20 protein-coding genes and 1 riboswitch are annotated in these 19,741 nt (G+C 69.6%); of the genes, 8 read left to right on the top strand and 12 right to left on the bottom strand.

Annotated elements, in window-relative coordinates; all coding sequences use genetic code 11:
• The coding region (locus RJ1_RS41290; protein WP_073369724.1) for a helicase-associated domain-containing protein at nucleotides 1–1,882 on the bottom strand (1,882 nt) is incomplete at its 3' end.
• Nucleotides 1,883–1,942: 60 nt separating this feature from the next.
• Here RJ1_RS41290 and RJ1_RS41285 point away from each other — a divergent pair.
• Entirely contained in the window at nucleotides 1,943–2,131 is a 189-nt protein-coding gene (locus RJ1_RS41285) for a hypothetical protein (protein ID WP_073369721.1), read from the top strand.
• 67 nt (nucleotides 2,132–2,198) lie between these two features.
• On the opposite strand, the gene RJ1_RS41280 is transcribed toward RJ1_RS41285, so the two are convergent.
• From RJ1_RS41280 to RJ1_RS41270, 3 genes are all read right to left on the bottom strand, one after another.
• Complete coding sequence (locus tag RJ1_RS41280; protein ID WP_073369719.1) at nucleotides 2,199–2,780, bottom strand: transglycosylase family protein; 582 nt, start codon at nucleotides 2,778–2,780, stop codon at nucleotides 2,199–2,201.
• Between the two features lie 8 nt (nucleotides 2,781–2,788).
• Nucleotides 2,789–3,003, bottom strand: a riboswitch (cyclic di-AMP (ydaO/yuaA leader).
• A 234-nt stretch (nucleotides 3,004–3,237) separates the two neighbouring features.
• Nucleotides 3,238–3,615: a YccF domain-containing protein gene (locus tag RJ1_RS41275; RefSeq protein ID WP_073369716.1), complete on the bottom strand. Its 378-nt coding sequence runs from the start codon at nucleotides 3,613–3,615 to the stop codon at nucleotides 3,238–3,240.
• A 30-nt stretch (nucleotides 3,616–3,645) separates the two neighbouring features.
• Entirely contained in the window at nucleotides 3,646–3,885 is a 240-nt protein-coding gene (locus RJ1_RS41270; protein ID WP_073369713.1) for a hypothetical protein, read from the bottom strand.
• A gap of 153 nt (nucleotides 3,886–4,038) precedes the next feature.
• On the opposite strand from RJ1_RS41270, the gene RJ1_RS41265 reads away from it, so the two are divergent.
• On the top strand, nucleotides 4,039–4,449 hold the full coding sequence (locus tag RJ1_RS41265; protein ID WP_005255275.1) for a cold-shock protein: 411 nt from the start codon (nucleotides 4,039–4,041) through the stop codon (nucleotides 4,447–4,449).
• Nucleotides 4,450–4,517: 68 nt separating this feature from the next.
• Here RJ1_RS41265 and RJ1_RS41260 read toward each other — a convergent pair whose 3' ends face one another.
• The 3 genes from RJ1_RS41260 to RJ1_RS41250 form a co-directional block, all read right to left on the bottom strand.
• On the bottom strand, nucleotides 4,518–5,003 hold the full coding sequence (locus RJ1_RS41260; protein WP_073369711.1) for a DUF2771 domain-containing protein: 486 nt from the start codon (nucleotides 5,001–5,003) through the stop codon (nucleotides 4,518–4,520).
• 6 nt (nucleotides 5,004–5,009) lie between these two features.
• Nucleotides 5,010–6,680, bottom strand: a complete 1,671-nt coding sequence (locus RJ1_RS41255; RefSeq protein WP_073369709.1) for an MFS transporter — start codon at nucleotides 6,678–6,680, stop codon at nucleotides 5,010–5,012.
• 71 nt (nucleotides 6,681–6,751) lie between these two features.
• A complete protein-coding gene (locus tag RJ1_RS41250; protein ID WP_073369707.1) occupies nucleotides 6,752–7,546 on the bottom strand; it encodes a glutaminyl-peptide cyclotransferase in 795 nt (264 codons plus the stop codon).
• A gap of 38 nt (nucleotides 7,547–7,584) precedes the next feature.
• On the opposite strand from RJ1_RS41250, the gene RJ1_RS41245 reads away from it, so the two are divergent.
• The 3 genes from RJ1_RS41245 (at nucleotide 7,585) to RJ1_RS41230 (ending at nucleotide 11,748) form a co-directional block, all read left to right on the top strand.
• Complete coding sequence (locus RJ1_RS41245; protein ID WP_073369705.1) at nucleotides 7,585–8,472, top strand: DUF3027 domain-containing protein; 888 nt, start codon at nucleotides 7,585–7,587, stop codon at nucleotides 8,470–8,472.
• Nucleotides 8,473–8,648: 176 nt separating this feature from the next.
• Nucleotides 8,649–11,216: an NACHT domain-containing protein gene (locus tag RJ1_RS41235; RefSeq protein WP_073369729.1), complete on the top strand. Its 2,568-nt coding sequence runs from the start codon at nucleotides 8,649–8,651 to the stop codon at nucleotides 11,214–11,216.
• Entirely contained in the window at nucleotides 11,206–11,748 is a 543-nt protein-coding gene (locus RJ1_RS41230; protein WP_073369703.1) for a phosphatase PAP2 family protein, read from the top strand. The genes RJ1_RS41235 and RJ1_RS41230 overlap by 11 nt, the downstream gene beginning before the upstream one ends.
• A gap of 20 nt (nucleotides 11,749–11,768) precedes the next feature.
• Here RJ1_RS41230 and RJ1_RS41225 read toward each other — a convergent pair whose 3' ends face one another.
• Nucleotides 11,769–12,017 carry a DUF2530 domain-containing protein gene (locus RJ1_RS41225; protein ID WP_073369726.1) on the bottom strand — a complete coding sequence of 83 codons (249 nt, stop codon included), beginning with the start codon at nucleotides 12,015–12,017 and terminating at the stop codon, nucleotides 11,769–11,771.
• 77 nt (nucleotides 12,018–12,094) lie between these two features.
• Between RJ1_RS41225 and RJ1_RS41220 the strand changes: the two genes are divergently transcribed.
• The 3 genes from RJ1_RS41220 to RJ1_RS41210 all read left to right on the top strand — a co-directional run bounded on the left by RJ1_RS41220 (nucleotide 12,095) and on the right by RJ1_RS41210 (nucleotide 15,566).
• Entirely contained in the window at nucleotides 12,095–13,546 is a 1,452-nt protein-coding gene (locus tag RJ1_RS41220; RefSeq protein WP_073369701.1) for an NCS2 family permease, read from the top strand.
• Nucleotides 13,547–13,579: 33 nt separating this feature from the next.
• On the top strand, nucleotides 13,580–14,011 hold the full coding sequence (locus RJ1_RS41215) for an Rv0880 family HTH-type transcriptional regulator (protein WP_073369699.1): 432 nt from the start codon (nucleotides 13,580–13,582) through the stop codon (nucleotides 14,009–14,011).
• Nucleotides 14,012–14,234: 223 nt separating this feature from the next.
• A complete protein-coding gene (locus RJ1_RS41210; RefSeq protein ID WP_073369697.1) occupies nucleotides 14,235–15,566 on the top strand; it encodes an MFS transporter in 1,332 nt (443 codons plus the stop codon).
• A gap of 15 nt (nucleotides 15,567–15,581) precedes the next feature.
• Here the strand turns inward: RJ1_RS41210 and RJ1_RS41205 are convergent, their stop codons facing one another.
• The 4 genes from RJ1_RS41205 to RJ1_RS41190 all read right to left on the bottom strand — a co-directional run.
• Nucleotides 15,582–16,436, bottom strand: coding sequence for an FAD binding domain-containing protein (locus RJ1_RS41205; protein WP_073369695.1), 855 nt, complete (start codon nucleotides 16,434–16,436; stop codon nucleotides 15,582–15,584).
• A complete protein-coding gene (locus tag RJ1_RS41200; RefSeq protein WP_073369693.1) occupies nucleotides 16,433–18,808 on the bottom strand; it encodes a xanthine dehydrogenase family protein molybdopterin-binding subunit in 2,376 nt (791 codons plus the stop codon). The genes RJ1_RS41205 and RJ1_RS41200 overlap by 4 nt, the downstream gene beginning before the upstream one ends.
• Nucleotides 18,805–19,335 carry a (2Fe-2S)-binding protein gene (locus RJ1_RS41195; RefSeq protein ID WP_073369691.1) on the bottom strand — a complete coding sequence of 177 codons (531 nt, stop codon included), beginning with the start codon at nucleotides 19,333–19,335 and terminating at the stop codon, nucleotides 18,805–18,807. Before RJ1_RS41195 ends, RJ1_RS41200 begins: the two co-directional genes overlap by 4 nt.
• Nucleotides 19,336–19,429: 94 nt before the next feature.
• Nucleotides 19,430–19,741: VWA domain-containing protein (locus RJ1_RS41190; protein WP_143169594.1), on the bottom strand; the 312-nt coding region annotated here is incomplete at its 5' end.

The raw sequence follows: 19,741 nt of genomic DNA, 5'->3' as shown, positions 1-19,741 counted from the left end.
GCAGTTCGTTCAGCACTTCCCGCAGCGGCGCCTGCGACACCGCCACCGTCGGCGCCAGTGCGCGCAGCGCCAGCGAGGCGGCCACCGGCGATGCCAGGACCTCCGCGAGCAGCGTCGGGTCTTCGCAGCGGACGAACGACGCCGCGACCCCGGCGCGGAGCCGCCCGTGTCGTCTCGCGACGTCGTCGATGAGATACGACAGCGACTGCGGGACGGGTGTGCGCGACCGGGTGGCGAATAGGCTGTGCAGTTCGGCTGCCGTCATCCCGACGTCGAGGGCGCGCCGGACGCTGTCTTCGCTGATCCGGTACATCGACGCCGCGCCGGCGGATTCGATGTCCGCGACGAGGGCGATCTGCTCCAGCAGGTCGGGAGTGAGGGGTCCGGGGGCGACGACGGTGAGGTCGGCCTGCACGAGGACGTGGTCGACGGGTTCGGGGAGCGACGAGTGCATCTCGGCCTCGGCGTCGCCGCCGTGGAGCAGCGCCCGCCCGGGGGAGCTGAGGGCGCCGCGGGCGACGAGTCCGAGCGTCGCCGCCTCGTCGAGGGTCCGCGCGACCGCGTCGACCCGGAGCCGGGCACCCCAGCGGGGGCGACGCCACGCCAGCAGGCGGCTGACGTCCGCCGGGTCGGCGGAGTGTCCGCTGCCCAGTTCCGCGAGCAGCCCGAGGATCGCCTGCCGGTCTCGCGGCGCGGACGGCGCGCGCACTTCCTCGGAGAGTGCGGCGACCGGTTTGTCGTTGGCATCGCGCATGCCGATGAACCACGCCATTCGCGGCAACTCCAGCCACGCCGCGGCCAGCACGTGCCAGCGCCGGGCGACGGGCGCGGTCAGCCAGTTGTCGACCGCGGTGGTCGGGGCCCAGTAGTTCTCGCCGCTGTTCGACGGCGGCACGGGGTCCGGTGTGCCGCTCGCGATCAGCCCCGCGGCCGACAGCAGTTCGACGAGCAGGCTCAGCCGGTTTTCGTCGATCCCGGACATCTTGGCGATCCGCCGCAGTTCGCGGACGCCGAGTCCCCCCGCCCGCAGCGCGGGGGCCGGAACCTCGCCGAGGGCCTTGGCGACGTCCTCGCAGTGGCGCACCAGTTCGAGTGCCTCGCCTGCGGCGGCCGCGTTGATGTCGGCGGGTTTGTGTTTGCGTCCCGTCACGGTCGGCGGGGCCAGCGACGTGGGGTCGAAGACGGCCTCCCCGCGCAGGACCTGCCGCACCTGATACGGCAGCTCGACGGTCTCGTCGTCGATCCACCGCAGCAGGCCGGCGGCGAGGAGTCGCTGGACCGGCCGGTCGGGGTGTGTTCCGGGCGCGGCGTCCCGGCTCCGTCCGATCGAACTGGACTTCGACAGTGTCTCCAGGATGTCCCGCTCGACGCTCTGCAGCCCGGACAGTGCGGCGGTGATCCCGGACTCGTCGAGAGTCTCGACGGGCTCGGCGCCACGACCGACCCGCCACGGGATGGTGGCGGTGACGGCGGGGACGATGCGCAGCGACGTCTTGTCGCCCCAGACGAGCGCCACGGACCGCAGGCCGTCGATCGTGGCGTCGACGGTCTTCTTCGTCGCCCGCGACCCCACCGCGCCCTGCAGGGCGGCCCGGGGTACCGCGACCTCGTCGGCGCGTTCGACGGCCAGGAGTTCGAGGATGCCGAAGTCCAGGGACGTGAGGTTGTCGGCTGCGCGGGCGACAGACGCCCGCTGTTCGGCGCGGCCGGCGAGGACGACGATCGTGGCCGGCGGTGGAACTGCCAGATCGGGGCGCTTGCGGAGCAGATCCGTCAGTTCGGCGTCGCTGCGCGCGGCCAGCCAGTCCGCAAGGGTCGCGGCGCCACGGGGGGAGGCTGCGGTGCCGTTGGTGCTCGCGGTGGTGTCGTCGGTGTCGGTCATCGACTATCAGATTAGAGACCTGGGCTGTACGTCGCCGAACGCTCCTGTCAAAATGGCACCGTGGCTAACAATTCGAAGAACCAGTACGTGGATCCAGGGTGGCCCGAAACCGCCGACGGAGACAGCGCCGTGACCGAACTGTCGTCGAGCCGTGCGGGCGGGCTGTCCCCGTTCGGTGAGGACACCGAGTTCCCTCTGCCGGCGGAGTCGCTGCCGTATGCGCATCCGCACACCGTGATCAACCGCTGACCCGACGACAGAAGAGGGGCCCTGCACCGGATCGGTGCAGGGCCCCTCTTCTGTGAGGTACCGGGGATTACTGCGGGAGCAGTCCCTTGTTGGCGTCGATGAGCTGCAGGATCTGGGGATCGATCGCGATGCCCTGAGCCTTGGCGGCCTCGATCGCGCTGTCGACGACGTCGGCGTACTGCGAGGTGCCGTTGGTGCTGGGGACGCCGCCCGTGAGGTCGGGGAGTGCCGGTGCCGCGGGGGCCTCGGGCACGGTCGCGGGGGCGTTGCGCTGGGTGGGTGCGCTGCTCAGGCCGAGGCTCGAGGAGCAGGACGGCCATGCGCCCCAGCCCTGGGAGTCGAGGACCTTCTCGGCGACGACGATCTGCTGTTCACGCGTGGCCTGGTTGGCGGTGGCTGCGTACTGGGTTCCACCGTGTGCGTTCCAGGTGCTCGGGGAGAACTGGAGTCCACCCTGGAAGCCGTTTCCGGTGTTGATGCCCCAGTTTCCGCCGGACTCGCACTGCGCGAGGCGGTCCCAGTCGGAGTCGGGTGCCGCGTTCGCGGTGCCCGAGAAGGCTGCTCCGGCGACGCCCATGATGGCGCCGGTGACGGCGACCTTGGCGACGGTGCGACCGGTGTTGGTGGGCTTGCGATGGCGTCCGCTCATAGTGGTCGAGATCCTCTCCACACGCGCCTGCGAGGTCAGCTGTCGGGTTCGGGCTGAGAGGTCGCCCGGCCTCGCCGCTCCTGGCTGGAGAGGGTCTGGCTTCACCCCAAGATCCGAGTGCGCGAGGCACATTCGGACCGGTGTCCTTCCGGGAACTCGCGTTCCCTGGAGGACTTTTGGGTCCCCCGTCCTCGTCCCTGGAATGCTTCGTCGGGACTCCGGTACCCGCGGGACGAGGCTTGGCGCGGCGGGCCGGATGTGGCCGATGTTTCCTCGGCCGGTGACGACGGTAACGGGCGGAGGCCGCAGTGTCACCATTTGATAACGCGGTGTGTCTTCGCCTGTTGCGGGGCCTCATTGGACGCGCAGGGACTCTTCCCAGCTAGTGGGGACAAGACGTGCGTATCGCCGAGCCGTTGCCCTTCCGTTACCCGGCCGTTATGTGAGGAAGCTCACATCACTGGGGAGCGTCGACGATGTCCTTGCCGAGGGGCATGAGCGAGATGGGAATCATCTTGAGATTCGCGACCGCGAGCGGGATCCCGATGATCGTGATCGCCATGGCGATCGCGGTGACGACGTGGCCGATCGCGAGCCACAGACCTGCGATGATGAACCAGATCACGTTGCCGATAAGCGAGGCGACACCGGCCGTCGGCTTGTCGACCACCGTCTTCCCGAACGGCCACAGCGCGTAAACGCCCACCCGGAACGACGCGATGCCGAACGGGATCGTGATGATCAGGATGCAGCAGAGAATTCCGGCGACGAAGTACCCCAGCGCCAGCCACAGACCGCCGAAGATCAGCCAGATGATGTTGAGCAGAAGTCTCATGATCGTCCCATCGGTCGGTGGTCGGGAGTGTCAGCGTGCGCGTCTGCCCTGTCTCAGTGCCGCCACGATTCCCAGCAGGAATCCGATCGGGCACGCCAAGGCGATGAGATAGAGAACGAGGCCCGGCTCACTGTCGGAGACGACCGGGGTCAGGAAGATCGCCACGATCGCGACGAAGCCGATCGCGAACAGGGCGAGCGCGATGCGCAGGAGGCCGTCGCTCTTCCGGGGTGCGTGAGGAGTGCTCGAAGGAGTCGGTTCGTGGGCCACACCAGCAACGATAGTGCCTGGAAACCCGAATGCCGGAGGGGGTGTCTGCAAGGTAGACTGTGGGCACTGCGCGTCCCGCACCAGAGGTGGGGCGCGCTGTTTTGCATACCAAGTGCAACCAACTGCACTCCAAGTGATGAGCGGGTGAACGCGGTGCCGACCGGCAAGGTGAAGTGGTACGACGTCGAAAAGGGCTTCGGCTTTCTGTCGCAGGAGGAGGGGGAGGACGTCTATGTGCGTTCGTCCGCTCTTCCCGAGGGCGTCGAGGGCCTCAAGGCCGGCCAGCGCGTCGAGTTCGGCATGGCCGCCGGTCGACGCGGGCCGCAGGCTCTGAGCCTCAAGGTGCTCGACCCGGCGCCGTCGCTGCGTCAGAACGCCGCGCGCAAGGAGCCGTCCGCCAAGAAGCACACGCCGGACGAACTCCACGGCATGGTCGAGGACATGATCACGCTGCTCGAGGCGAAGGTCCAGCCCGACCTCCGCAAGGGCAAGTACCCGGACCGCAAGACGGCCCAGCGCATCTCCGAGGTGGTCCGCGCCGTCGCGCGTGAGCTCGACAGCTGATTCGACCGACCACGAGAAGGGCCTCCGCGCATCGGTGCGCGGAGGCCCTTCTCGTGTGAGCGGCTCGGTCAGGCCGTCTTGATCGACCAGGCGGCCCGCGCCTGCGTGAGCCCCTGCTCGTCGATGACGGCGGACGGCAACTGGATCTCGACGCCTGCCAGCTGCAGGTCCTCCGACGACGGCACGGTCACCGCGCGGGTCTCACCGGCACGGTGAGCCTGTTGCTGGACGACGACTTGCCCCGATGCGTCCTGGTACACGACGAGCATGCGCCACGGTGCATCGACGATCTCCTGCGGCAGCGACAGCTGCAGCGAGGAGCCGGGGGGTACGTCGAGTTCGGCGAGGTCGCCGGTTGTGCAGTCCTCGAGATACAGGTTGCAGTACGCCAGCGGGGGGACCTGCTCGGCCCGGTTGTGCGCGAAGGCGGTGATCTCGGGCAGGCGGGGCGAGGAATTACGGATGAGCGCGTACATGACCCCGACGAAGGCCACCAGGACCACCATCAGGCCCACCACGATCAGTGCCAGGATCTTCTTGGTTCGCGCCTGCATTCTCACTTACGTCACATTTCCTGTCGATCGGTCGGCCCGGTGGGTCGAGTGGGGCTCGGTCACTTCTTGTTCGGCCAGGTCGGGGCGTTTTCCGCCGAGTCCGGGCAGGAGGGTGCTGCCGCGGTAGGTGAGGACGGTCTGGACGAGCCCGATGGTCATGACGGCGGACACGACCGAGAACCCGATCCAGTACTCGGTGGGCAGCAATACGCCCAGCGCGCCGCCCACGACCCAGCTCAGCTGCAGAACCGTCTCGGATCTGCCGAATCCGGACGCGATGGACTCCTCGGGGAGGTCGTGCTGCAGCGACGCGTCCAGCGACACCTTGGCGAGGGCGCTGGCCGCGGATGCGACGAGGGTGGCGAGGGCTGCGGTGAGCAGATTGTCGGTGATCGCGGCGAGGACGGCGATGATCCATACGGCACCCGTGCAGCGCAGCACGATCAGGGCGGGGCGACCGAGTTTGATCCGGGCGCCGGCGGCGTTGCCGGTGAAGTTGCCGATGCCGGCGGCGGCGCCGACCAGTCCGAGCATCGCGGCCTGCACCAGCGGTTCGTGGTCGGTCTTCGACTTCGCGACGAACGCGATGTACAGCGTGAGGAATCCGGTGAGCACGCGGATGGTGCTGTTGCCCCACAGGCCGGTGATGACCGCGCGGCCCAGCGGTTGCCGGCGTCTACCGGCTTTCGCGGTGGCCGGTGCTTCGGGCTGCATCACCCGGGTGCGTCCCATCACCTCGGTGGGGTGATCGTCGCCGTGGTACGTCAGCGTGGCGGGGACCTCGCCTTCGGTGACCTCGACCCACGACGGGATCCGCATGCTGAGATACGCGCCGAGGACGGTGATGACCGCCGCCAGCCACAGCGCGCCGACGGAACCGGTGGCCATGGCGAGACCGCCCGCGAGGGCGCCGGCGCCGATGGTTCCACCGAGGAGTCCGAACACGGTGAGGCGGGAATTGACCCGGACGAGGTCGATCTCGGGTGGCAGGACACGTGGTGTGACCGCGCTCTTGAGCACCGAGAACGATTTGCTGAGCACCATCATCCCGAGCGCCGCCGGATACAGCACCCAGCTGTCGAAGTTGAAGACGAGGACGATCGCCAGGATGGTCCGGAGGCCGAACGACGTGGCCAGCGCAACGCGACGGCCGTGCTGGAGGCGGTCGAGCATCGGACCGATCAGCGGTGCGATGACGGCGAACGGGGCGATGGTGATCAGCAGGTACAGCGCGACCTTCGTCTTGTCCTCGCCCGTCGCGGCCGAGAAGAACAGCGTGTTCGCCAGCGCGACGGCGATGGCCGCGTCGGTGGCGTTGTTGGCCATTACGGCGTAGGTCAGAGCGGTGAGCCCCGACTTGTCCGCACCGTCCGCCTTGGCCGCGCGGTGGAACGTCGCGATGCCCTTGTTGGTGAGTTCCCGGCTGCGCATCGCCGCGACCCGGGTGACGGTGAGCTTGCGCGGCATCGGCGGGGCCTTGGGCGCGTCCGCCCGCTCCTCCTCGGACCGGGGACGCTGCCCGCCGCCGACCGGGTGCAGGGGCGGGAGCGGGGTGCGTCGACCTCCCGAGCGGGCCGCCGGCGGATATTTGTCGTAGCCGGGATGGACGGGGGGCCCGGAATTCTCGTCGGGAGCCCGACCGCCGTCAGGCTCGTGGGGTTCGCGCGGTCCGGTCACTCCCTAATTCTGTCCTAGTCGGGAGACTTGCGACCACAGCAACCCCGGCCAATGCTGGTCAGATCGGCCTGTCAGGGAACGAACCGCACCTCGAACATGCGCGGCCAGTACTTTCCGGTGACGAGGAATCGGTCGGTTCCGGGGATCTGGGCGATGCCGTTGAGGACGTCGACGTCCCGGGGGCCGGGCGGGAGCGCCTCTCGAAGCTCCGAGGCGTCGATCTCCGCGGTGACCCGGCCGTCCGCGGGGTCGATGCGGACGAGGGTGTCGGTGGTCCAGACGTTTGCGTAGACGGCGCCGTCGTCCGCGCACTCGAGTTCGTTGAGGCGGGCCACCGGAATTCCGTCCCGCACCACCTGCACGGTGCGCCGGGGTTCGAACGTCACCGGGTCGCGGAACGTGAGGGTCGGCGATCCGTCGCTCGTGACGAGGGCGTCGGGCAACGCGCAGATACCCCAGCCCTCGCCGTCGAACGGAACGCGCCGTTGTTCGGTGAGGGTCGCGCGATCCCGGGCGACCGCGACGCCGTCCCTCCACGTCAGCTGCCAGACCGTGCCGCCGCTCACCGTGATGCCCTCGCCGAACAGGGGAGACGGCAGCTCCGCCCGGGCGCGGACGGCGCCGCCGGTGAGGTCGGTGGCCTGCACCCACGACTCGCCGGGTCGGCCGGTGCCCTCGAGCAAATCGGTGCCGTCGATCTCGAGTCCCTGCGTGAACGCAAAGGGGTCATGGTCGAGGGTGCGGAGGATCTCCACGCGAAGGTCAGCGTCGGCCGCGTCGGCCGCCACCGGACTCTGTGGGGAGCAGCCGGCGACCATCCAGGCCACCGCGAGCAGGGCTGGGACGAGGTGTCTCCGGCCGGTCATCGGACCAGCATGACAGCCCAGGTGGGCACGCACTTGCGGTGGTGCGGCAAACTGGTGGTGTGAGTGTTGCTTCTTCCGACGAGCGCGCAGTGGCGCGTCCCGTACTGACCGACGCCGTCGAGCTCGCCCGAACCGCCTTGGTCGAACTGCAGGAAGGGGGAGTCGGCGACTACCTGGGCGTCACGTCCGAGGACGTGTGCGCCGCGACTCACCGTTTCGTTGCGGACCTTCCGGGCTACCGGGGCTGGCAGTGGGCGGTGGTGGTGGCCGCCGATCCCGAGTCGGACCATGCCACGGTCAGCGAACTCGCCCTCCTGCCCGGACCCGATGCGCTGGTCGCACCCGAGTGGATTCCGTGGGATCAGCGCATCCGCCCCGGCGATCTGTCCGCGGGCGATCTGCTGGCCCCGCCTGCCGGTGACCCCCGCCTCGTTCCCGGTTACGTGGCGACCGGTGACCCCGAGATCGACGAGGTCGCCCTCGAACTCGGACTGGGCCGCAAGCAGGCGATGAGCCTCGAGGGTCGCGTGGACGCGGCCCAGCGGTGGCACGACGGCGACTACGGTCCCGATTCCGAGATGGCCAAGGCCGCGCCGTCGACGTGCGGGTTGTGCGGCTTCTACCTGCCGCTCGCCGGTTCGCTGCACGCGTCGTTCGGTGTGTGCGGCAACGAGTTGGCCGCCGACGGGCACGTCGTCGACGCCATGTACGGGTGCGGTGCCCACTCCGACACCCTGTTGCCGTCGGGTGCGGGTTCGCCGCAGTTCGACGCGTACGACGACGGCGCCGTCGAGGTCGTCGAGCGGGTCCAGGCAGGGGTCGAGTCCCAGGCAGGGGTCGAGTCCCAGGCAGGGGTCGAGTCCCAGGCAGGGGTCGAGTCCCGGGCAGACGTCACCGAGGCCGAGGAATCCGCATCGACCAGCTAGCCGATCCCTTCGGCACCGCCGCGCTGAGGGATTCGACGCTGCTCGCGTGGCGCACGTCCCCGACGCGCCTGCGTGAGGACGCCGCCGCCGAATCGGACCTGGCCCGCGCCGGCTACCGCGACCGGCTCCTGACCGAATTGGCGCAGAACGCCGCCGACGCCGCGGCCCGCGCCGAAGTGCCCGGCGAGCTGTCCGTGCAACTTGACGGACGTGTTCTGCACGTGTCCAATACGGGCACGCCACTGGACGAGCCGGGGGTTCAGGCGCTCGTCGCGTTGCGCGCGTCGAACAAGATCGGCACGACCGTCGGCCGCTACGGCGTCGGTTTCACGGCGGTGCTGTCGGTGGCCGACGAAGTCGAACTCCGGTCCACGTCCGGTTCGGTGCTGTTCTCCGCCGAGCGCACCAGGTCCGCGCTACGGGACCTCGATGGCGCCGACCCGGGAGCGGGAGTGCCCGCCCTCCGGCTGGCGTGGCCCACCGAAAACCGCCCCGCGGCGGGTGCGGCGTCGGAAGTCGTGCTGACGCTGCGCGAGGACGTCGACGCCGAGTCGCTGCTGGCCTACATGGGTCGCGAGGCCCCCGACCTGCTGCTCGAACTCCCGGCGCTCGTCTCGATCACCGTGGGCGACAAGCAGTTCCGCCGACGCGAACGACCACTCGATTCCGGGGCGACCGAGGTCGCGATCGGCGACGACCGCTGGTGGCAGTACGAGTCGGGGCGGGCCCGCTGGCTCGTTCCGGTCCGCGACGGCGTCGTCGCACCCGTGACGGAGGACGTTCTGCGTGCCCCGACCCGGTCGGACGAGGAACTGTCGATACCCGCGATCCTCGTCGCGGACGTCGCCATGCAACCCGACCGCAGGCGCATCCTGCCCGGCGCGTCGATCGCCGAGCCGGCATCCGGATACGCCGAGTTCGTGGCCACCCTGCCGCCCGAGCAGCGACTGTCGCTGGTTCCCGTTCCCGCCTTCGCCCGCAGCGAGGTGGATTCCGCGTTGCGCGACCATCTCGTCGCCGAACTCCGGGAACAACCCTGGCTGCCGACCGTGGGCGGCAAGGACCGGGCTCCCAACCGGTCCTCGGTGGTCCCCGGGCTCACCGAGGAGCTCGCCGAACTCCTCGCGGAGATCGTCGACGGACTGGTCGTCCCGGATCTGTCGGGGCCGCGCTGGGCGCCCGCGCTCGCCGCCGTCGACGCCCACCGACTCGGTCTGGCCCGCATCACCGAACTTCTCAGTGGCATCGACCGCGAACCGTCCTGGTGGCAGCGCCTGTACGCGGCGCTCGAGCCCCTGGCCGTGGACGCCCTCGCGGCCGAGGAGCTGGCGTCGATCCCGGTTCCGCTGTCCGACGGCCGCACCGTCACCGGTCCGCGAACGGTGTTGCTGGGGCACGACATCGACGGGGTCCTGGGGGTCGACTGGACGAGGCTCGTCCACCCCGACGCCGCCCACCCACTGCTGTCGAGGCTCGGCGCGAAGACCGCGACGGCCGTCGACCTCCTCTCGGACCCGGCGCTGCGCGCCGAGATCGAGGACCTCGACCCCGACGATGCGGCGGCGGCCGAGGAAATGTCGACCGCGGTACTCGCACTCGCCGGCCGCGTCGACCCGGGCACCCTGCCGTCGTGGCTCGGGCAGCTGCCGCTCCCGGACGTCGACGGGGAGTTGCGCGGCGCGGACGAATTGCTGTTGCCCGGTGCGCCTCTCGCCGAGGTCCTGGTGGACGACTCGCCGTTCGCGTGCGTGGACGCGTCGTTCGCCGAGCGGGTGGGGGAGGACGCCCTCCGGGCCGTGGGCGTCGGCTGGGGCTTCACCGTGCTGCGCGCCGAACTCCCCACCGGCCCCGATCACGACCTCGACGACGAGGACCGCTGGTGGGACACGCTCGACGACGACCCCGACGAGATCGGGGCCGTGCGCGATCTCGACCTCGTGGACGAGGACCGGTGGCCGCAGGCGTTGACGATGCTCGCGCAGGACCCGGCGACGCGTCCGCTGCTCGCCGACCGCGCCGGCTACACCGCCTGGTGGCTGCGGCACAACGCCGAGGTGGACGGTCAGGTGCTGGGTCTGCTCCGCGACCCCGCCGACGAGACGTTCGCCGGACTGCTGGACCCCGTCGACCACCCCGAATCCTCCGCGTTCGCGGCGGCACTGGCGCCGGCGACGGTCGACTCTCCCGAACTCGCCCAGCTACTCCTGGACCGACTGGCCGATCCCCAGCGCGCGCCGACCCCGGCGGTGACCGCGCGGGCCCACAGCCTGCTCGCCGCCGCCGCGGCCGGGCATCTCCTCGACCTCGAGGAACTCCACCTGCCCGAACACGTGCGCGGCCTTACCGGCGCCCTGGTCGACCCCGGCGACGCCCTGGTGCTGGACGCACCGTGGCTTGCTGCCGCCGCCCCGCGCGACCGTCTGGTGGTCGGGAGCCTGGGCACCGCCGACGCGCTCGCCGATCTGCTGGACGTCGCCGTCGCGTCCACCGCCATCCACGGCGCCGTCACCAGTTCCGGGCGCGAATCCTCGTGGGATCGCGAACCCGCCGCCGTCCTCGCCTTCGCCACCCTGGGCCGCGAACTGCCCCACGGACCCGTCGTCGTCCATTCCCGTCTCACGGTGAAACTCACCGGGGCCGTGGACACCGAGATCGCGGTCCCGTGGTGGGTGGACGAGAACGGGGCCACCCACTGCTCCGAGTCCTGGGCCGAAGGCACCTGGGGCACCACCGGTGTCGTTTGACCAGAGCGTCCTCGACAGTGCAGTCGGGGACCGCACACCGTGGCTCATCGACGTCGTCACCGTCATCACCCACAGCGGAGGAACGGTCGCGGCCTGGATTGTCTCGACCGTCCTGACGGTCGCCCTGCTGCTGAGGGGCCGCCGCCGCGAAGCCGTGCTCGTGGCCGGCGCGATGCTGTCCGGCCTGGCCGTGATGACGACGCTGAAGAATCTGTTCGAGAGGCAGCGGCCCCCACTTCCCGATCGGCTGGTGGAGATCTCGTCGTTCTCGTTCCCCTCGGGGCACGCAATGATGACGGCGATCCTCGCGAGCGTTCTCATCGCCGTGACCCTGCGGATCGTCCTGGTCCGGCGCCCACGGATCGCGGTGCTCGTCCTGCTGGTCCTGTACACGCTGGCGGTCGGGCTGTCGCGCGTCTACCTCGCGGCGCACTGGATGACCGACGTCCTCGCCGGGTGGGCGTTCGGCGTTCTGTGGGCGGCGTTCTGGATCCTGCTGACCCGCACCCTGCCCCGCCGCACCAGAATCTAGAGCAGTCCCTGCTGTGTGTTCTAGAGCAGTCCCTGCTGTGCCCCGCGACTGCCTCGCCGCGCCGCCCGGCGCTGCAACGCGAACAGTCCGTAGCCGAGGAATCCGACGACGACCCCCGCTATACACGTCGGAAGCGCCTCCGACCACCGGTCGCCCGTGACGATCACCACGACGATCGCGACCGCCCACGCCAGGGTTCCCAGTATCAGCGCAGGTCGCGGGTCGGCGAGGCGCTGAGTGAGAGGGGGGCGGTCTGCGGCTGGGTTCACCAAACGAACGCTACCCTCGCCGCGGTGCCCTAATCTCCAAGGGCGACGCGCGACCGATGGCGATGGGGATTGAGACTATGGGTGCTCCGAAACTGCTCGACAACTACTTCAAGATCACCGAGCGTGGTTCGACGGTAGGCACGGAGATCCGCGGAGGCGTCGTGACCTTCGTCGCCATGGCGTACATCGTAGTGCTCAACCCGCTCATCCTCGGCAGTTTCTCCGCCGACGACGCCGTCGCGAAGACCGACGTCCTCGGCAACATCCTCCCCGTCAACGAGGTGGCCGCCGTCACAGCCCTGGTGGCCGGACTGATGAGCATCCTGTTCGGCATCGTCGCCAACTATCCCTTCGCGATCGCGGCGGGTCTCGGGATCAACAGCCTCCTCGCCGTCACGATCGCACCGCAGGTCACCTGGCCGGAGGCGATGGGCCTCGTGGTGATCGACGGTGTCATCATCGTCGTGTTGGCGCTCACCGGTTTCCGGACGGCCGTCTTCAATGCCATTCCGGCCGAGCTCAAATCCGCCATCGCCGCCGGTATCGGCATGTTCATCGCGTTCATCGGCCTCGTCGACGCCGGGTTCGTGCGGCGCATCCCGGACGAGGCGGGCACCACCGTCCCCGTCGGCCTGGGCATCAACGGCTCGATCTCCTCCTGGCCGACCGTGACGTTCGTGTTCGGCGTGCTGCTGATGGGTGTCCTGGTGGTGCGCAAGGTGCGCGGCGGCCTGCTGATCGGCATCGTCGTCACCACCGTGCTGGCGGCGATCATCGAGGCCGTCGCCGGTGTCGGACCGTCGCTGGGAGTGAACCCCCACGGGTGGAACCTCAGCGTCCCCACAGCTCCCGATGTGCTGGTGGAACTTCCGGACCTCAGCCTCGTCGGTGACGTCAGCATCTTCGGTGCCTTCACCCGCATCGGCGTGCTGGCCGCCAGCCTGCTGGTGTTCACGCTCGTGCTCGCCAACTTCTTCGACGCCATGGGCACCATGACCGGACTCGGTAAGGAAGCCGGACTCACCGACGAGGACGGCAACCTGCCCAACGTCGGACGGGCACTCGTCGTCGAGGGCACCGGCGCCATCGTCGGTGGCGGTGCGTCGGCGTCGTCCAACACGGTCTTCGTGGAATCCGCCTCGGGTATCGCCGAGGGGGCCCGCACCGGACTCGCGAATGTGGTGACGGGACTGCTGTTCCTGGCCGCGATGTTCCTGACCCCGCTGTACTCGGTGGTGCCGATCGAGGCGGCGGCGCCCGCTCTGGTCGTGGTGGGCGCGATGATGATCGGCCAGGTCCGCGACATCGACTTCACCCGGTTCTCGATCGCGTTGCCGGCGTTCCTCACCATCGCCGTCATGCCGTTCACGTACTCGATCGCCAACGGCATCGGCGTCGGATTCATCTCGTGGGTGGTGCTCAATGCTGCGAGCGGTGGTATCAAGAAGATTCACCCGTTGATGTGGGTGGTGGCGATTCTGTTCGTCGCCTACTTCGCGGTCGAACCGATCACCGACGCAGTAACGTAAACGGCGGCCGATCGGTCCCGTATTGTCATTCCCGTGACCACGGATACGCGAGCACTCGCCAGCGACCTTTCCCTGGCTGTCGTGCGCCTCACGCGTCACCTGCGTGGACGCCGCGTCGACGCCCAGGTATCACTGACCCAGCTGTCGGCTCTGGCCACGCTCGCCCGCGACGGCGCCATGACGCCGGGCAATCTCGCGTCCCGGGAGAAGGTGCAGCCGCCGTCGATGACCCGGGTCATCGCCTCGCTGGTCGAGTTGGGGCTGGTCGAGCGGGCGCCGCATCCCACCGACGGCCGGCAGATCATCGTCACGCTGTCGGATGCCGGCCACGCGCTGATCGCCGACGAGACCCATGCCCGCGAGGCGTGGATGAACGAGCGGCTGTCCGGGCTCGACGAGTCCGAGTTGAAGACCCTTCGCGACGCGGTCGGGATCATCACGTCCATCGTCGCCGACTCGGAGTAGCCTGCCGCGGCTGCATGGCAGCTTCCCACCGGTACAACGGCATTCGGCTGCCCAAACCCCGAGATGCGGGGAAACCCGTTGCCGGAGAACGTAGCCGGCATCCGGAGTGATCCGGCCCCCGATGTCCGCGCAGGGCCGGTCGCTCCGGTGCCGACGCCGGGAGCAAGATAGAAGTGTGCCGCCCGAATCCGAGACCCCCGCCCCAGCCCAGCCGAAGACCGGCATGTTCGTCGCTCTCCGCACCCGGAACTACCGGTTGTGGGCATCGGGGCAGATCGTCTCCCTCGTCGGAACCTGGATGCAGCGGGTGGCGCAGGACTGGCTGGTCCTGACGCTGTCGAACGGCAACGCTCTCGCGGTCGGTATCGTGATGGCACTGCAGTTCGGTCCGACCCTGTTCCTGTCCGTGTGGGGCGGCGTCCTCGCCGACCGGTACGACAAGCGGCGGATCCTGATCGCGACGCAGGTGTCGATGGCGTTGTGCGCGCTGGTGCTGGGCCTGCTCGACGTCGGCGGGTTCGTGGCCCTCTGGCACGTCTACCTCATCGCGTTCGTGCTCGGGTGCGCGTCCGCGATCGACGCGCCCGCCCGTCAGTCGTTCACGATCGAGATGGTCGGCAAGGAGTCACTGCCCAATGCCATCGCGCTGAACTCCATGACGTTCAACACGGCGCGCATCATCGGCCCGGCGATCTCCGGTGTGCTCATCACACTCATCGGGACGGGCTGGGTGTTCCTGCTCAACGTGGGCACGTTCACCGGGGTGCTGATCGCCCTGCTGATGATGAACGTCCGCGAACTGTTCACCGCACCCCAGGCGGAACGCGGAAAAGGGCAGGTGCGCGAGGGTTTCCGATACGTGTGGGGGCGGACCGATCTCCGGGTGCTGATGGTCGCGATCTTCATGGTGTCGACGTTCGGACTGAACTTCCCGATCAGTCTCGCCGTTCTCGCCCGCAACACGTTCGAGCGCGGCGCCGACGCCTACGGGTTGCTGTCGACCACCCTTGCCGTGGGCACTCTCGCCGGTGCCACGATCGCCGCGAAACGCAGGACACCGCCGCGCCTGCGGACGTTCCTCGGCGCGGCCGCGGCGTTCGGCGCCTTCGAGATCCTGGTCGGCCTGATGCCCACCTACGCGCTCGTGGCGATCATGCTCGTCCCCACCGGCGCGCTCACCCTGACGTTCACGACCGCGGCGATGAACATCCTGCAGATGTCCGTGCCGTCCGAGATGCGGGGCCGGGTGATGGGCATCTACATGCTCTGCTTCCTCGGCGGCACACCGCTCGGCAGCCCGGTCCTGGGATGGCTTGCCGACGTCCTCGACCCGCGTGCCCCGCTCGTGATCGGAGGCGTGATCTCCCTGGTGAGCGGTATCGGCGCCGCGCTGTACCTGATGCGGCACCAACGGGTGCGGCTCACGGTGCGCCGGCCGGATTCGGGACGCTATCTCCCGGTGTTCGAACTGCACAACGTCGTCGACCCGCACCCGGTGGTGGTGTGCGACGCCACCGAGCAGGCGATGGAGGCGAGCCGCGACCGGCGGTCCTGACGGTTCGACGACGGTTCAGACGCCGACCGCCGTCGCGACAGCCCGCCGGGTCAGCACTCTCGCGAGGTGACTGCGGTACTCGGCGTCGGCGTTGCCGTCGGTGACGGGATCGGTACCCTCGGCGGCGTGCTCCGCGGCCGCCCGGATGAGTTCCGGATTCGCGGTGTGACCGACGAGCGCGTCCTCGACGCCGCGCGCACGCACCGGCACCGACCCCATGTTGGTCAGCGCCACCCGGGCCTGCCGGATCGTGCCGCCGTCCACCTGCACGGTCGCGGCCACCCCCACGATCGACCACGCCTCCGCGACCCGGTTGAACTTCTCGTACCGGGCCTCCCAGCCGGTGTGTTTCGGGATCCGCACGTCCACGAGGATCTCGTCCGGTCGCAGTGCGGTCGTGTAGTAGCCCTCGAAGAAGTCGGCGACCGGAATGCTCCGGCGGCCGGACGGCCCGACGGCGGTCAGGGTGGCGTCGAGTGCCAGGGCCGGTGCGCACAGGTCACCCGCCGGATCGGCGTGCGCCAGCGCACCGCCCAGTGTGCCGCGGTGCCGGATCTGCGGATCCGCGACGGTGCGGGTGGCCTCGACGAGGAGCAGTGCGTGCTCGTGGACGAGCGGATCGCGGATCACGTCGTAGTACGTCGTCATCGCGCCGATCACGAGGCTGTCACCGTCTTCGCGCACTCCGCGCAACTCGCCGATCCGGCCGAGGTCGACGAGCGTGCTCGGTGACGACAACCGCAACCGCAGCACCGGAAGCAGGCTCTGGCCGCCGGCGAGCACCTTGGCGTCCTCCCCGGCCTCGGCGAGCGCGGCAACCGCCTCGTCGACGGTCCTCGGAGCCACGTAGTCGAAACTGGACGGAATCATCGCGCACCTTCCTGAGCGGTGTGGATGGCATGCCAGACCCGCATCGGGGTGCACGGCATCTCGATGTCCCGCACACCGAAGTGGCGGACGGCGTCGAGGACGGCGTTGACGACGGCCGGGGTCGACGCGATCGTCCCCGCCTCACCGACCCCCTTGACGCCGAGCGGATTACCGGTGGCGGGGGTCTCGGTGCGGCCTGTCGTGAACGTCGGCAGATCCGCCGCCGACGGTACGTGATATTCGGCGAAGGAACCCGACAGGAGGGTGCCGGACTCGTCGTACACCGCCTCCTCGTACAGGGCCTGGGCGATGCCCTGGGCGAGTCCGCCGTGCACCTGCCCCTCCACGATCAGGGGGTTGACCACGTGCCCGATGTCGTCGACGCACACGTACGAGCGGATGCCGACCTTCCCGGTCTCGGTGTCGACCTCGACGGCGCAGAGGTGGGTGCCGTGCGGGAACGAGAAGTTCTCCGGGTCGTACGTGGCCTCCGAGTCCAGGTTCGGCTCGACACCGTCGGGCAGGTCGTGCGCGGCGAACACGGCGAGCGCGACGTCGGCGATCCCGACCGACTTCTCCGTGCCCTTCACCCGGAACGCGCCCGCGGTGAATTCGAGGTCGTCCTCGGCGCACTCCATCAGGTGGGCAGCGATCGGCCGGGCCTTCGCGATCACCTTCTCGGCGGCCTTCACGACCGCGATCGCCCCGACCGCGAGCGACCGGGAACCGTACGTGTCCATGCCGCGGGGCGAGGTCTGGGTGTCGCCGTGCAGCACCTCGACGTCCTCGAACGGCACCCCCAGCTGGTCGGCGACCACCTGACTCCACGCGGTCTCGTGCCCCTGACCGTGCGCCGAGGAACCGGTGACCACCTCGACCTTGCCGGTGGGCAGCATCCGGATCGCCGCGTGTTCCCACCCGCCGGCCCCGTAGGCCAGTGCGCCGAGGGTGCGCGACGGGGCGAGGCCGCACATCTCGGTGAACGTGGACACTCCGATGCCGAGTTGCACCGGGTCGTTCCGCTCGCGGCGCTCCGCCTGTTCGCGCCGGAGCCCGTCGTAGTCGAACAACTCCCGAGCGCGCGCGGTGGCGGCCTCGTAGTTGCCGGAGTCGTACGTGAGGCCGGCGACGGTGTCGAAGGGGAACTCCTCGTGGGTGATCCAGTTCTTCGCCCGCAGTTCCAGCGGATCCAGCGACAGCTCGGTCGCGAGTTCGTCCATCATCCGTTCGATCGCGAACGTCGCCTCCGGGCGGCCCGCTCCGCGGTAGGCGTCGGTCGGCACCTTGGTGGTGAACACATTGGTGCACGTGAAGTGATACGACGGGAACTTGTAGATGCCGTTGAACATGAACGCGCCCAGGATGGGAACGCCCGGGGTCACCAGCCGCAGGTACGCGCCCATGTCGGCGAGCAGTTCCACCTTCATCCCCGTCACGGTGCCGTCGCGACGGGCGGCGAGGGTCAGTTTCTGGATCTGGTCGCGTCCGTGGTGGGCTGCGAGCATCGTTTCGCTGCGGGACTCGGTGTACTTCACGGGTTTGCCGAGGCGCCGCGCCACGAGAAGCGCGATCACTTCCTCCGGTGTCACCTGGAGTTTGCCGCCGAAACCACCGCCGACGTCCGGCGCGACGACACGCAGTTTGTGCTCCGGGATACCGAGCGTCATCGCCAGCATCAGCCGCAGGATGTGAGGGATCTGCGTGGCCGACCACATCGTGATCTGGGCGGCGGTCGGGTCGACCACCACCGAGCGGGGCTCCATGAACGCCGGGATGAGCCGCTGCTGCCGGAACGTGCGCTCGACGAGTACCTCCGCATCGCGGATGGCCTGCTCGACGTCGCCGCCCGTGCCGGCCTCCGCGGAATCGAACGTCCAGGTGGCGCTGACGTTCGTGCCGAGGTCCGGGTGCACGAGGTCGGCGCCGTCGGCGGCCGCGGCCGCGAGGTCCAGCACGACCGGTAGGTCGTCGTAGTCGACGTCGATCGCCTCCAGCGCGTCGTGCGCCTCGTAGGCGCTGCGCGCCACGACGACCGCGATGGCCTCGCCGGCGAAGTTCACCGCGTCGACCGCCAGGGACGGGGCGGGCGGCGACTTCATGTCGGGTGTGATCGGCCAGGCACACGGCAGGCTGCCCTGCTCGTCGGCGAGATCCGCACCGGTGAGGACCGCGACGACACCGGGCATGTCGCGCGCGGCGGTGGTGTCGACACCGGTGATGCGGGCGTGCGCGAACGGGCTCCGCAGGATCGCCAGGTGCTGCATGCCGGGCAGCACCAGGTTGTCGGTCCAGCGGGTGCGGCCCGTGACCAGATGCTCGTCTTCCTTGCGCTTGCGGGCCTTGCCGATCTCCGGTTCGGCGGTGGCGGTCATCGCACACCTCCCTGCGCCGTGTCGGATGTGGGAGCCTCCGTCGTCGTGGGTTCCGCGGTGCCGCCGCCGCGCAACCGCTGGGCCGCGTCCTGGACGGCGCTGACGATGTTCTGGTAGCCGGTGCAGCGGCACAGGTTGCCCTCCAGCCCCAGCCGCACCGTCCGCTCGTCCGGGTCGGGTTCCTCGGCGAGCAGGTCGAGAGTCTGCATGATCATGCCGGGTGTGCAGTAGCCGCACTGCAGAGCGTGATTGTCCCGGAAGGCCTGCTGCACGGGGTGCAACGTCCCGTTCCGGGACAGGCCCTCGACGGTCAGGATGTCGCCGCCGTCGGCTTGCACGGCGAGCACCGAGCAGGACTTGACACTGTGACCGTTCAGGTGAACGGTGCAGGCCCCGCAGTTTCCGGTGTCGCAGCCGATGACGGTGCCGACCTTGCCGAGCCGGTCCCGAAGATAGTGGACGAGGAGCAGTCGCGGCTCCACCTCGTCCGTGTACGCCGTTCCGTCGACGGTGACAGTGATGCGCATCGCGCCTCCAAAGCCGGGCCTCAGGTGATACGTCCTACTCTGCGCCGACGGAGGGCGAACAGCACCCGAAATCGTGGAACCGGTTCCGTATCGGTCACGCCCGGCGCACGACCTCGAGCAGTTCCTGCAGCGTCGCGAGACTGTGGCCGGCGAGCAGTCCGTCGACGTACGGCAGGGCGGCCGCGATCCCGGACTGGACCGGCTCGTAGCCGTCCGCCCCGGCGTGCGGATTCACCCACAGGACGGTGCGGGCGAGCCGGCGCAGTTGGGCCATCTGCTCCGCGAGCAGGGTCGGGTCACCGCGCTCCCAGCCGTCGGAGAAGATGATCACGACGGCGCCGCGGGCCACGCCGCGCCGCCCCCAGCGGTCCAGGAACGCGCGCAGCGTCTCGCCGAGGCGGGTGCC

The organism is Rhodococcus jostii NBRC 16295, from assembly GCF_001894825.1.
Taxonomy (GTDB): domain Bacteria; phylum Actinomycetota; class Actinomycetes; order Mycobacteriales; family Mycobacteriaceae; genus Rhodococcus_F; species Rhodococcus_F jostii.
The sequence above is the reverse complement of the archived record's forward strand: the minus strand, read 5'-3'. Positions and strand labels throughout refer to the sequence as shown.